Origin of the sequence: Ruminococcus sp. AF31-8BH, assembly GCF_003460605.1 — a bacterium.
Taxonomy (GTDB): Bacteria; Bacillota; Clostridia; order Lachnospirales; family Lachnospiraceae; genus Blautia_A; species Blautia_A acetigignens.
On sequence record NZ_QTVN01000016.1, the window covers coordinates 1 to 14,098 of the forward strand.

Consider the following 14,098-nt stretch of genomic DNA (forward strand, 5'->3'; position numbering starts at 1 on the left):
AAAAGCACTTTTGATACTTTGTAATCAGGAAGGAAAGATCTCATTCGAAAAAAAGCCTGAAGGAATCCATGCGAATCATGTGTTGAAGCACAGGAATAATGGGGGAATACCGGGAGATCACTCTGTGAATCGACCAGCATATATAAATCATATCCATGATAGAAGCAGTCGCGAGAGGAATCCCAGCCGATGTCACAGTCAGGCTGAGAAAAGTAACAGTCTTGATTTTACTGGGCTGAAGATTCCGAGAGATTATATCTATGATATGGAGGTGACCTCAGAGCATGACATCCCACTGATTGTAAAATGAATCGTAGAGGCTGGTGGTGATGTGTATCATGTATCAAAAGAACAGCTTTCGTTGGAGAAAATCTATTTTTCTCTGATTGACCGGGAACATGCAGAAACGGAGTGTGAAAGATATGAATAACGGACAGTTCGCTTTAATAAAGAAAGATATTCGGAGCATTACATCAAATAAGCAGATATTCGCGGTTCTTCTTATCGTGCCGCTTGTGCTTACCATTGTTCTGCCGTCGATTTTTGTACTTGTACTGACGCAGGCTCCAGATGCTGCTTCAGATTTTCAAAAGCTGCTGGATATGATGCCCGTTACAGATGGGGAGTATAGTCAGCAGCAGAGGATATTGGGACTTATATTGAATAACATTATGCCGCCCTTTTTTCTGATTGTTCCCATCATGGCATCCTCTGTTATGGCAGCAAGCTCCTTTGTGGGAGAAAAAGAAAAGCATACCTTAGAAACATTGCTTTATTCGCCGCTGTCCCTGCGACAGCTGTTCCAATCCAAAATACCGGCTGGATTTTCTGTTGGGATGATGGTTTCCTATATTTCGTTTGCTGCCATGCTGTTGGTTGTAGAAGTGGAAGTATTCTTTCTGACCGGCAATCTGATTATCCCAGGTATAAGCTGGCTGATCAGTATGCTTCTGATTGCTCCGACATTCTCGCTCGTTGCGATTGCTGTGACAGTGCGTAGTTCTGCAAAGGCTAAGACCATCGAGGAAGCACAGCAGCGGGCTGTATTTCTGATTTTCCCGATTCTCGCACTGGTTATTGGACAATTTACAGGCATCCTTTTGATCAATTCGTGGCTTCTTTTGGGATTGGGTGCCGTCTTGGTAGTGCTTGATGTACTGCTTATGAGGAACGCTGCTGGCCTGACTGCCTGGATCGTCAATCATCAGGACGTGATCCCAGGTTTTGTGAATCGTCTGGCGCATCTGTTCTTTTTTGTTTTTATGGATCTGACCATTATCATTACGGCAGAATACATGTATGAACAATTGATCGGAATTGATAAAAACAAAACAAAAGCTCTCTTTTTGCGGAGAATCCCAGGTGTGCTTTCTCTCCTTCTGATTACGGCAGGAATCGGGAAACTGGGGTACATCCGGGGCAGGACTACCTGGTATTCTATGGGCTTCTCAGTGTATGTCTGTTACGGGACAATCATATTTTATTATGGAATGATTCTGTTTCTGGTGATAACAAGGCATCGTTTTCTCCCAAAAGAAAAAGTAATGGGAACATTATCCTTTATCCTGATTGCAGGACTGATACTGGCTGTACAGATCCGTTTTCCGGAAGTACTTCTTACTTCCATATTCCCAACTGTACTGCTGCTTGGAATTTATATTGATTTTGAGAATCCATTTATACGGAAGCAGACTGTACATAATGAAGAAATGCTGGATGGGTTTGCTACTATGGTAGAAAACCGGGACTATAACACAGGTGGACACATTAAACGTACAAGGGCATATGTAAATCTGCTTCTTGAAAAAATGAGGGATGACAGATATTACCGGAACATTCTGAACAAGGATTATATGCTAAACGTCATTCATGCTGCGCCTCTGCATGATATTGGTAAAATTGCAACCCCGGACAGTATCCTGCAAAAGTCGGGTAAGCTTACAGCGGCGGAATATGAGATCATGAAACAGCATGCAGCAACTGGAGGAGATATCATTCTGCAGACCTTTTACAATCTGGATGATGCAGACTTCCGGCAGATTGCCTACGAAGTAGCCCGATTTCACCATGAAAAATTTAATGGAAAAGGCTACCCAGACGGACTGGCAGGGGAGCAGATCCCGCTTCACGCAAGAATCATGGCAATCGCAGATGTATTTGATGCAGTTTCCCAGAAACGCTGCTACCGGGATGCCATGCCGCTGGAAGAGAGCTTTTCTATTATTGAAAAAGGAAGCGGCTCAGATTTTGATCCCAGACTGGTCAAAATATTTCTGGCTGCAAAGGAAGAAGTAAAAGAACTAATGGAAGCCATTGAAAGGAAAGGGGAAGAATAATGTTAAAAATCAGCCATGTCACAAAGTCCTATGGAGAAAAGAAAGCAGTAGATGATTTGAGCCTGCACATTCAGCCGGGGGAAATTTATGGGTTCATTGGTCACAACGGAGCCGGAAAAACTACTACTTTGAAGTCGGTAGTAGGGATTTTACAGTTTGACCAGGGAGAAATCTATATTGATGGAAAATCCATAAAAGAGGATCCTCTGGGATGTAAGCGTGAAACAGCCTATATCCCAGATAACCCGGATCTTTACGAATATATGACCGGAATTCAATATCTGAATTTTATTGCGGATATATTTGGAGTGGATGCAGATGAACGCCTGAAGGATATCCGTAAATATGCAGACCGTTTTGAACTGACACAGGATCTTGCACAGCCTATTGGAGCATATTCCCATGGAATGAAACAGAAGCTTGCCATTATTGCAGCGTGGCTTCATCATCCCAGGCTGATTATTATGGATGAGCCATTTGTGGGACTTGATCCGAAGGCAGCCCATTTGTTAAAAGAGATGATGCACGAGGTCTGCGCTGGAGGCAGTGCCATATTTTTTTCCACCCATGTGCTGGAAGTGGCAGAAAAGCTGTGCGATAAAGTGGCAATTATCAAGGGAGGACAACTGATCCGCTCCGGAACCATGGATGAAGTAAAAGGTGATGATTCCCTGGAAGATGTCTTCCTGGAACTGGAGGAAGAAAAATGCTGAAGGTTTTAGTAAAAAAGCAGTTGATAGAGATTTTCAGAAGCTATTTTTATAACGCAAAAAAGAATAAGGCATACTCAAAGGGTGCGACGGCTGCGTATGTTGTATTGTTTGTTATGCTGATGGTGGGCGTGCTTGGTGGAATATTTACCGGCATGGCACTTATGATCTGTAAGCCAATGGCGGAGGCAGAGGTAGAATGGTTTTATTTTGCCCTCATGGGATTGACAGCCATACTGCTTGGAGCATTCGGAAGTGTATTTAATACATTTTCCAGCCTTTATCTTTCAAAAGATAATGATCTGCTTCTTTCCCTTCCCATACAGGTTTCTGTGATCATGATCTCAAGGCTGATGAGTGTATACCTGATGGGGCTGATGTATTCAGGTGCTGTAACACTTCCGGCAGTGATTGTTTACTGGGTTACTGTGGAATTCTCTGTAAAAGCAGTGGCAGGTGGTATTTTATATCTGGTACTAATTTCCATATTTGTAATGACACTTTCCTGTGCCCTTGGCTGGATTGTGGCAAAGATCAGCCTGAGGCTGAAACATAAAAGCTTTATCACTGTGATTATTTCCCTGGCTTTCTTTGGTGGATATTATTTTATCTCTTTCCAGGCACAAAGGCTGATCAGCGAACTGCTGGCAAATGCAGCGGTATATGGAATGCAGGTAAAATCTTTTGCATATCCGGTATATTTACTGGGAATGTCTGGTACAGGTGATTTGGGAGCATTGTTTGTGGTGATGGCGGCAGTTCTGGTTTTTTTCGCTGTTATGTGGCTTATGATGTCAAAAAGCTTTTTGAAAATTGCAACCTCCACAGGAAAAACGGAGCATAAGGTTTACCGGGAAAAAACAGTAAAATGCAAAAGCATTCCGACAGCACTGCTTGGAAGGGAAGTCCTTCATTTTACCTCCAGTCCCAATTATATGCTGAACTGTGGGCTTGGAATTATTCTTCTGCCTGTTGCAGGTATTGCATTTCTGGTAAAGGGAAAAGGTTTATGTATGATCTTGAACCAGGTATTTTGGGATCGGCCGGGCTCGGTTATGCTGATCCTTTGTGCAGCCCTTTGTGCCCTGGCATCCATGAATGATATGTCAGCGCCATCTGTTTCATTAGAGGGGAAAAACCTCTGGCTGATTCAGTCACTTCCCATTACACCCTGGCAGGTACTAAGAGCTAAACTGCTCCTGCATGCAGGGCTGACAGGGATCCCTATGCTGTTCTGTGTTATTTGCATGGCAGTGACAGGAATCTGTCCATGGGAACAACTACTTTTAAGCTTTGTACTGGGTTTGGGATTTTTATTATTGATGGCACTGTCAGGACTTTTCCTGGGTCTCAAAATGCCAAATCTAAATTGGACCAGTGAACTGGCACCAATAAAACAGAGTGCCTGTGTTGCGGTTAATCTTTTTGGAGGATTTTTATATACGCTTTTGTTTGCAGCCGGTTATTTAATGACCGACCTGTGGAAAATGGGCTTTGCAGGATATACAGGAATATTCACAGGAATTACTTTCCTTTTATGTCTGGTTTTATATAGATGGTTGAAAAAGAAAGGAAGCCAGATACTGGCGGAGCTGTAATATGTGAGTCGGTGCATTTTTTTGCAAGGATGATTTTCTAAAAAACAGGCAATTCTGGAAGCAAAAGAAGAGACCAAAAAGTAATATTCCAAGACATAGTTAGGGAGCCCTAATCGTAGAATTGATGGTCTGTGTGCTCCAAGGGCTGCACCACACCTGGCTGATCAGCGGAATGGGGATCACGCTGATGACCCTGACTTTTTACCTGACCCTGGAGAACCCGGACATTATCCGCGCAGAGCTTACAGAACAGAAGATGTCCATGCTGTACCTGAAAAGCCAGGTCAATCCCCATTTCCTCTATAATACCCTGGATACCATCCGGATCCAGGCAGAACTGTACTGATTTATAGGAAGCAGTTACTGGGTCTTTTGTTTTACTCTAAAATGAACAAATTAGTAGATTGGAGCAAAGAGTATGTATCAGTCAGATTTACAAAATAAAACATCAAAAGTGATAATAAAGGAGTTGAAAGAAATGTTTGACAGGATTGATTTCCACGTCAGAGAACCGGAAACAGGAAATTTCCACATCCCTGCATGGGCAAAAGAAGAACATATGGAACAAAGTGTTTCAGAAAAAGAATTTTGGAGTTATGAAATAACAAAAAATGAGGAGACAAGATTATGAAAAAGTCAGTATTGTTATTAATTTTAACAGCCATGGCCATTACAGCAAGTGCCTGCAACGGATCTGATGTAACAGGCACCATGACAATGAACAGCAGTGCAAAGCAGGAGGCGAAAAGCACAGAGGCTTCTATAGCTGGGAATGAAACCTCTCAAAATACCACAACTACCTCTTCTGCCGTTACAGAACTGGACAATATGCTGAATGAAATCAACACGGATGTCCAGCCTGGAACAGCAGGCAGTTCCTTAAAAACTGTAAAAGTGGCAGCCAATCTTCTGGACTGGGGAACCGAAACCAGCCTTAGTCAGGAAGAAATCAAAAGTGAGACTGTCCGGTGGCTGTCGGATAAAGGAAACGACGAACAGGCGGAATTTTCCCAGAAGATGGCAGATGTATATGATGCATACCAGGAACTCCTTGGAGAGAATGCTGAAGAACTGCTTTCGTCAGCTGGTTATACTGGCAAAGGGTATCCATGGGGCAGCTCAAAAATTGAGGCAATTGAAACTATCAAAGATGTGGTACAGCTTCCTGAGAATCGTGAGGATGCTGTAGCGATGGAACCTACAGAAACAGATGTGACGAGCGGTCAGGACAACCAGGATGGACAGCCGGATGCCGGGCAGTCATCTGATTGTAATTATCAGTCCCAGACAGAACAAACCGACTTCCCAGGACCAGATACTGCCATGCTTGTAAATCTGAGGGGTGATACCACAACAGTTTATAAACTGGCTGATGGCAGATATATGGACCGGACCAATACGGTATATACCTTTGATGGCGTAGACACCTGGATCGATGAATCCGGCGTAGAGTGGAATGAAACAGTCCAGACCTCTGAGGCAGAGGAAAATGTACAAGATCCTTATGATCTGTACTCCTGGGATCCGGAAACCGGAACCTATATCCCATATCAGCAGTCAGACGGAAATGGAGAGCCAATCGGAAGAGGAAATGGCTGGTACTATTATGATGACGAAGCCGGAACTTATATACTCTGGTAAAAAAGCGTGAAGGATATCCATGAGGCTGAGGATCTGATTTGGATGTAAGGACTGATTAGAATAAGCACAACGAGTCGGAGGTCACGGGTAGCAAAGTGGCTTCCGGCTTTTTTTGGCATTAAGGCGGTGATGTTTTCCTTGTGTAAAGTGGAGTAAGGGGGGTATAATAAAATCAGTTTTTTGCATAATTTTAAAAGCTATAATAAGGAAATCAGCAAACCAGATGAAAGTCTGGGACGCAAAGCTACAGGGCCTGTAAAATGGCAGCCAGTTGCATGAAATGAGGTGGGGCTGTCTGTTTGGCAGTGCTTTTAATTTGTATATCTAAAGATATTATTCGAGAGGGACATGTTTATGAAAAAGTTGAACGATGAGGATATACAGGCATATTTTCAGGCAGGAAACTCTGGATTCTGGAAAGTAGAGTCTGAAGAAGGAAAAAAGACAAGACTGTATACAGATGAAATCACAGATGAACTGTTTGGAATTACAGAAGATTTGTCTCCGGAAAAATGTATGGAGTATGTGGCAGAACATATTTATCCGCAGGAGAGGGAGTGCTTCTGGGATTACATGGAAGAACTGAAAAGCCATGAATCAGAAGCTGTTTACCGTTATATGCATCCTGTAAAGGGAGTCATTTATATACGCTGTACAGGAAGGAGAGTCCCATCTCCAGACAACATGATCAGGATTGTGGGCTATCATCAGGAAGCAGGAGATATTGTCCATTTTGAAAAAGAAAAACTTCTGGAGAACCGATTGCTGCAACAGAACCAGCATTTAAAGGATGAAAACAAAAACCAGATTTCTTATTATAAAGAACTTCTGGATACGATAAGTGTTGGAGTGCTGTCCTATACCTTGCCAGAGCATGAGCTTGTCCATATGAATGCAGAAGCTATGCGCATCTATGGAGTGGAGACAGTTGGGGAAGCACAGGAAAATCTGGGCAGGCTCATAGGGGCTGTGTCCTATTTAAATCAGAATGTAATTGAGAAACTGATGGATATGCGGTACCATGACGGAGCTGTTTCTTATGAATGTGTAATCCCTGACGGAAAGGGACATCTGACACCGGCGATTGCGAAGACGGAAATTTTTTATACATCAGACGGGAAAAAAACAATACTAACCACATTCCTTGATATTTCTGAAAATGTTACTCTGAAAAAATCACTGAAAGAAGCACAGGAAAGCAATGCAGTCATATCCGCAATTTCAAAGATTTACTGGACGATTTATTCTATGAACCTACGAACAGACAGTTTTGAAGAAGTTGTCGGGGGCGAGGTGATGCATCGGTTGACAGGCAGTCACGGATGTGCTTCAGAAGCATTTCGTACCGCACGGAAAAGTGTTGTTTCCAGAGAGGATCAAAAAACCATGCGGGAGTTCTTTGAGGTTACAACGCTGGCAGCCAGGCTGCAGCAGGAAGAGACGATTGCGAGAGAATATCTTGCTGCAGACGGGCACTGGCATATGGGACGATTCATTGTGAAGCAGCGTGATGCAAACGGAACTGTTACGGAGGTGCTTTATGTAGCACGTGACATTACGGAAGAAAAAAAGCAAGAGTTCGAATATCAGGAACAGTTGAAAAGAATTGCCCAGGAAGCGGAAAAAGCGAATATTTCAAAAACTGATTTTCTCAGACGAATGAGTCATGATATCCGGACTCCAATCAATGGAATCCGTGGAATTACGCAGATTGCAAACCATTTTCCGGAAGATCTGCAAAAACAGCAGGAGTGCAGAGATAAAGTCCTGACAGCATCTGGATTTCTTCTGAATCTTGTGAATGATATCCTGGATATGAATAAAATGGAATCTGGAACATTGCAGCTGGAAGAAAAAACTTTCGATTTACGCAAGGTGCTGGGAGAATCGACCGGTATTGTTGAGATGCAGGGACATGAAAAGGGAATTTCACTGAACCTGGGAGCTGTCAATATCATACATAATCAATTGGTTGGAAGTCCTCTTCATCTTCAGCAGATCCTGCAGAATATAGGAAGTAATGCAGTAAATTATAATCATGTGGGTGGCAAGATTATTGTTGGCTGCCAGGAAATCAGTTCTGATGACCGGACCGCAGTATTCGAATTTACCTGTACAGATAATGGAATTGGGATGAGTGAAGAGTTTCAGGAGCATTTGTTTGAACCTTTTACACAGGAAAACAGACTGGAACAGAAAGCAAATATGGGAACTGGTCTGGGAATGACTATTGTCAGCCAGTTAGTAAAACTGATGGGAGGGCAGATTTGTTTTACCAGTAAAGTGGATGAAGGAACTTCATTTGTGATTACATTGCCGTTCCAGATTTCCTCAGACAGAGAATCAAAAATGCCAGAATCATCCGTTGAGAATGTTTCACTGAAAGGAAAAAGAGCACTTCTTGTTGAAGATAATGAATTGAATATGGAAATTGCACAATTTATATTGGAAAATGAGAACATGCTGGTTCGCTGTGCATGGAATGGAAAAGAGGCAGTGGATATTTTTGCCCGGGCAAAGCCAGGAGAATATAATTTGATATTAATGGATATCATGATGCCGGTTATGGATGGCCTGGAAGCAGCAAGACAGATTCGGGCGATGGATCGTCCTGATGCAAAACTGATCCCTATTGTAGCCATGTCTGCAAATGCTTTTCAGGATGATGTGGAGCGCAGCAAAAAGGCAGGAATAAATAAGCATATTGCAAAACCATTGACGGGGGAAAGTGTAATCAGGGAGATTAAAAGTATGCTATAGATCAACGAATCCAGTATAAACATTTTGTGGGGATATTTTTCCAACCAATGATGCACCAGTATTGTACATGGCTGGATTCTGTGATTGGTAAGACAAATTCCTATTGTAAAAGAGTCATGACCAAAGCGAGATAACTAAATCATGTAGATAGCTTATGGCAACAACAGGTTGCTTTTCAGACTGCGGATTTATCGATATGATAAAGACAACGGAGGTGACGACTATGGAAACAAAAAAGATAATTCTTAAACTTAGAACAGAAAGAGGAATGTCACAGGACGAGCTGGCAGATAAAATTATGGTTACAAGGCAGGCAGTATCACGCTGGGAAAATGGTGATACCGTTCCCAATACTGATACACTTAAGCTCTTATCTAAAGAATTTGATGTTTGCAAGTTATGGGATGCAGGAGAAAAGGGACTTACATTATCTGCTTTTGAATGGGAGAAGGATAGAAAAACGCTGATATATGGGCAGGTAGACTATATGTATGGAGAAGCACTTTATAAGCCTGAAATGAAAGAAGGAAATCCTATAAGGTTATATAGTTTGGATGAAATCACGGAGATATTCGGTAAATTAGGACTTCGTATTTGTAACAGCTTTGCTGATTTCAGTGGAAAGTCGAGTTCTGATAATGATATTCAATTGATGGTTTATTCCATACGAGAATAAAAATAGAGTAGACGAATTATTTAGCAATCTTCATCAAATCTTTATTTTTTTCTGTTAGGTTATATTTCAGTAAGAAATGAAATATGGAAGGAAGGATAGTAAAGATGGAAATGATGTTGCAGACACAAAATTTGTGTAAATATTTTAGAAAGCAGAAAGCGGTAAATAATGTTTCACTTAATATAGAAAAGGAACAGATTTATGGACTGCTTGGACCGAATGGTGCGGGAAAATCTACCACATTGAAAATGTTGACTGGTATGATGAAACCAACTGCAGGAAAGATTTACTTTGATGGAAAACTTTTGGATAGGAAAGATTTATCAAAAATAGGAGCGTTAATTGAAAATCCGCCTATTTATGAAAATCTTTCCGCCAGAGAGAATTTGAAGGTAAGACAATTATTGCTTGGTACAGATGAAAACAGAATTGATGAGGTCTTGCAGATTGTATCACTTACAAACACCGGAAAGAAGAAAGCAGGACAGTTTTCTTTGGGAATGAAGCAAAGACTAGGCATTGCAATGGCATTGCTTGGAGAACCGGAACTTTTGATATTGGATGAACCTACGAATGGATTAGATCCAATAGGCATCGAGGAATTACGAGAGCTGATCCGGTCTTTTCCGGAACAGGGAATCACTGTAATTCTCTCCAGTCATATTCTCTCAGAGGTACAGTTACTTGCAGATAAAGTCGGGATTATTTCAGGTGGAATCTTAGGATACGAAGGAGCATTAAAGCAGGGAGATAATCTTGAAGATTTGTTTATGAATGTGGTAAGAAAAAACCAGAAAGCAGGTGAAATCCATGGTTAATATTATAAAAGCAGAACATCAAAAAGCCAAAAGAACCATGCGAAAAAAGTTTATCTGGGGATTTCCTCTTCTTACATTTGTCATGGCATTTATATTTACTCTTGGGATGACAAATGCTTATGCAGAAAGTGTTTGGAACTGGTGGTATACACTTTTGCTGCCGGGGATGATTGCTCTATTTTGTTATCTTTCTGTGGCGCAGGAGAAAAAGATAAAATACTATCATTTAACGACTATTCCCACAGACAGAAGAAAATTGTTGCTGGGGAAAATTATTTATATTGGGTACATGATTTTGTTTTCTAATGTGATTGTGTTTGCAGGAGCAACGCTTGGAGGCTTTCTTCTAACGACACATGTTCCAGTTGGAGGAGCGTTGATTGCAGTATTGTTTCTGACGGTTTCTGAGTTATGGGAGATTCCGGTAGCTTTATTTTTAAGTGAACGATTTGGAATGATTGTAAACCTGTTCGTCTGCCTGTTTATTACCGTCAGCGGTGTGGTAATATCACAAACCAGAATCTGGTATGTACTTGTCTCTGCAATTCCTATGAGGATGATGTGCCCGTTGCTTCATGTTTTACCAAATGGACTTGCCGCAGAAGCAGGGAATCCTCTTTTGGATACGGGAGTCATTGTTCCGGGAATGTGTCTCTCAATCATCTGGTTTGTTTTTGTAACGGTTCTGTTTTTGAAATGGTTTGAGAGAAGAGAGGTGAAATAAGATGATTGGAAGATCTCTGAATGCAGACTTGCGAAAGATGAAAGGAACATCTGTGATTCTGGCACACTTACTGATTCCGATTCTAACCAGCGTTATATTTTTAATATATTACTTTTTTTCACCATGGAATGAAAATGTGAAAGTGATTGCATTTTATCAGGCAATAGGAGCAGGACTTCCGGTACTTATTGGAATTTTTACAGCAAGTGTGATGGAACAGGAACAAAACGCAGGTGATTTTCAAAATCTGTTGTCTTTACCGGATAAACCTGCAGCATTTTTATCGAAACTGTTGATGCTACTGGTTTTGTGTCTGTGCTCTATCCTATTGACAGCAATCATATTCGGAATTGGATTTGGAAGAATCGCATCAAGCGATATCGAAATCATGAAAGGATGTATATTTGCAGCATTGCTGCTGTGGGGAAGCAGTGTTCCACTTTATCTGTGGCAGCTGATTCTGGCTTTTCAGTTTGGAAAAGGGGTATCCATTGGAGCAGGGATTATATCAGGACTAATTAGTGCATTGATGCTTACCGGACTTGGAGATTATGTGTGGAAATATGTATTTGTCTGCTGGACGGGAAGAGTACCATATACTTATCTGCAATCTGTATTGGGAGAAACTAGTGTAGGTGAATGGTTGTCATTCATACCAGGTTGCTTAATATTTACAGGGATTAGTATGGTATACTATTTTTGGTGGGTAAACCACTGGGAAGGAAACAGAATATCGGAATAGAATCGAGGGAAACTATGGCAAAAATACTGGCAGTTGATGATGAACCGGCAATTCTGGAAATGATAGAAAGCATTTTGAATAAGGATGGACATCTGGTTACTAAAGTAAGTAATCCACTGAAACTTAATATGGAAGAATTACATCGTTATGACCTGATTTTACTGGACATTATGATGCCTGGAATTGATGGCTTCGAATTATGCAAAAGAATCAGGATACTTGTGGATTGTCCGATTTTGTTTCTTACGGCAAAAACGGAGGAAAACAGTCTGGTAAACGGACTTTCTTTAGGAGCAGATGATTATATTTCAAAGCCATTTGGAGTGATGGAACTTCGGGCAAGGATCAATGCACATCTTAGAAGAGAGCACAGGGAACATTCTGTCCGGATGGTTTTAGGGAGAGTCTGCATTCAGATGTCTCAAAAGAAACTGTTGATGGATGATAAAGAACTTCCGTTTACGAAAGCAGAGTACGAAATCTGTGAATTTCTGGCTAAAAACAGAGGACAGGTTTTTTCGAAGGAACAGATATTGGAAGCGGTCTTTGGTTTTGACAATGAGAGTAATGACAGTACTATTATCACGCATATCAAAAATATAAGAGCAAAATTTGCGGATTATGATTATATACCGATAAAAACAGTCTGGGGGATTGGATATAAATGGGAAGAATAAAGAGAAGCAATGCACTCAGCAGGATTTTTATGAGATATGTACTGGTCATGCTTGGATCATTAGTTGGTTTGGTGATTGTTGCTTATCTGCTGCTGTACCTTTTGATTAGTGTGGGCTGTATTTATCCGGCAAATTATGCAGAGCAAAAGATTAATGAAGCATATGATACGATTCTACGTGCAGATAAAGTGACTGCTGAGATGATTCCCGCACTTTGTGATTATGTAATCTTTTCAGAGAATGGAGAGAAAATAGGTGGAGATCTGTCAGAACAATACGAACAGATAGCATGGAATGTTGCAAAGTACGGAAACGCATCCGGGAAATATTTTTATAAAGTAATTGTAAGGGAAAATGAATATGTTGTATTGCAATATCGCCTGACACCTCAATATCATTCAGCTTTTTTGAGGGAGCATTTTATAGGACCACAGAATGTGATGAGTTTTATGTCTGTGATTGGAGCGGTAGCGATTATCATCATTCCGTCCATACGTTTTGGAAAAAGAATCAAAAAGCAGATGCAGCCTGTATTAGACGCAATCGGACAAATAAAGGATCAAAATCTGGAATATGAGACATCCTGTTCCGGTATCAAAGAGTTTGATGACTGTTTATCGGCAATCGATGATATGCGAGATGCATTGCGAGAATCTTTAGAAAAGCAGTGGAAAACAGAGCAAGAAAAGAAACAGCAGATGTCTGCTTTGGCGCATGATATTAAAACACCTCTTACGATTGTACGGGGAAATGCAGAACTACTTTCAGAGACTGAACTGACCACAGAACAGAAGAATAATATCACTTATGTTTTGAACGGCACAACGCAGATACAAAGTTATGTAAAACAGTTGATAGATGTCACAAAATCATGGAATTGCAGTGATGTTACCTATACAACGGTGAGGTTAGAAGATTTTTTCGCAGATATAAAGGAACAGGCACTCGGACTGGCAGAAATCTATCACCAGATAATAGATTGGAAGGCGGGACAAAGTGATAAAAAGGTAACGATTGCTTATGATCCAATGTTTCGAGCCGTAATGAATATGATTCAGAATGCAGTGGAGCATACAAAAGAAAATGGAATCATTTATATTGACGCAAAGGAGCAGGATGAACGGCTGACATTCATTGTGGAGGATAGCGGATCAGGATTTACAAAAGAAGCATTATTGCATGGCACAGAGCAGTTTTTTATGGATGACACAAGCAGAAATGGCGAAGCTCATTATGGGATGGGGCTATTTTTTGCAAAAACTGTGGCTGAAAAATATGGTGGAGGTATTAAACTTTCAAATTCTGAAAATACAGGTGGGGCGAGGGTAGAAATATTTTTCCTGAGTAGTCAAAAAACAGGCTAAATAGACCACAATTAAGCTATGTAAAAGAAATTTTATATGCTTTTATCTAATA

14 protein-coding genes and 1 riboswitch are annotated in these 14,098 nt (G+C 41.0%); all 14 genes read left to right on the plus strand.

The window, feature by feature from the left end:
* A partial coding sequence (locus DWZ38_RS22515) for a hypothetical protein (protein ID WP_207661332.1) occupies positions 1–310 on the plus strand: 310 nt, incomplete at its 5' end.
* Between the two features lie 88 nt (positions 311–398).
* Positions 399–2,336 (plus strand): HD domain-containing phosphohydrolase, encoded by a 1,938-nt coding sequence (locus tag DWZ38_RS22330; protein WP_207661333.1) that lies wholly within the window; start codon positions 399–401, stop codon positions 2,334–2,336.
* Entirely contained in the window at positions 2,336–3,049 is a 714-nt protein-coding gene (locus DWZ38_RS17175) for an ABC transporter ATP-binding protein (RefSeq protein WP_021925423.1), read from the plus strand. Before DWZ38_RS22330 ends, DWZ38_RS17175 begins: the two co-directional genes overlap by 1 nt.
* Positions 3,043–4,644: a hypothetical protein gene (locus DWZ38_RS17180; protein ID WP_021925424.1), complete on the plus strand. Its 1,602-nt coding sequence runs from the start codon at positions 3,043–3,045 to the stop codon at positions 4,642–4,644. The genes DWZ38_RS17175 and DWZ38_RS17180 overlap by 7 nt, the downstream gene beginning before the upstream one ends.
* 124 nt (positions 4,645–4,768) lie before the next feature.
* Positions 4,769–4,990: a histidine kinase gene (locus DWZ38_RS17185; RefSeq protein WP_021925425.1), complete on the plus strand. Its 222-nt coding sequence runs from the start codon at positions 4,769–4,771 to the stop codon at positions 4,988–4,990.
* A gap of 72 nt (positions 4,991–5,062) precedes the next feature.
* Positions 5,063–5,275: a hypothetical protein gene (locus DWZ38_RS21990; RefSeq protein ID WP_021925426.1), complete on the plus strand. Its 213-nt coding sequence runs from the start codon at positions 5,063–5,065 to the stop codon at positions 5,273–5,275.
* On the plus strand, positions 5,272–6,285 hold the full coding sequence (locus DWZ38_RS17190; RefSeq protein WP_021925427.1) for a hypothetical protein: 1,014 nt from the start codon (positions 5,272–5,274) through the stop codon (positions 6,283–6,285). Before DWZ38_RS21990 ends, DWZ38_RS17190 begins: the two co-directional genes overlap by 4 nt.
* Positions 6,286–6,488: 203 nt before the next feature.
* Positions 6,489–6,564, plus strand: a riboswitch (cyclic di-GMP riboswitch).
* Between the two features lie 75 nt (positions 6,565–6,639).
* Entirely contained in the window at positions 6,640–9,045 is a 2,406-nt protein-coding gene (locus DWZ38_RS17195) for an ATP-binding protein (protein WP_021925428.1), read from the plus strand.
* A gap of 223 nt (positions 9,046–9,268) precedes the next feature.
* Positions 9,269–9,721: a helix-turn-helix domain-containing protein gene (locus tag DWZ38_RS22930; protein WP_243000335.1), complete on the plus strand. Its 453-nt coding sequence runs from the start codon at positions 9,269–9,271 to the stop codon at positions 9,719–9,721.
* Between the two features lie 104 nt (positions 9,722–9,825).
* A complete protein-coding gene (locus DWZ38_RS17210; protein WP_117854318.1) occupies positions 9,826–10,539 on the plus strand; it encodes a lantibiotic protection ABC transporter ATP-binding protein in 714 nt (237 codons plus the stop codon).
* The gene (locus DWZ38_RS17215) at positions 10,532–11,263 is read left to right on the plus strand and encodes a lantibiotic immunity ABC transporter MutE/EpiE family permease subunit (protein WP_055225702.1); all 732 of its coding nucleotides are present in this window, start codon (positions 10,532–10,534) and stop codon (positions 11,261–11,263) included. The genes DWZ38_RS17210 and DWZ38_RS17215 overlap by 8 nt, the downstream gene beginning before the upstream one ends.
* A 1-nt stretch (position 11,264) precedes the next feature.
* The gene (locus DWZ38_RS17220) at positions 11,265–12,005 is read left to right on the plus strand and encodes a lantibiotic immunity ABC transporter MutG family permease subunit (RefSeq protein ID WP_117854319.1); all 741 of its coding nucleotides are present in this window, start codon (positions 11,265–11,267) and stop codon (positions 12,003–12,005) included.
* Positions 12,006–12,019: 14 nt separating this feature from the next.
* On the plus strand, positions 12,020–12,682 hold the full coding sequence (locus tag DWZ38_RS17225; protein WP_117854320.1) for a response regulator transcription factor: 663 nt from the start codon (positions 12,020–12,022) through the stop codon (positions 12,680–12,682).
* A complete protein-coding gene (locus DWZ38_RS17230; RefSeq protein ID WP_117854321.1) occupies positions 12,670–14,046 on the plus strand; it encodes a HAMP domain-containing sensor histidine kinase in 1,377 nt (458 codons plus the stop codon). The genes DWZ38_RS17225 and DWZ38_RS17230 overlap by 13 nt, the downstream gene beginning before the upstream one ends.
* The last annotated feature ends 52 nt before the right edge of the window (positions 14,047–14,098 follow it).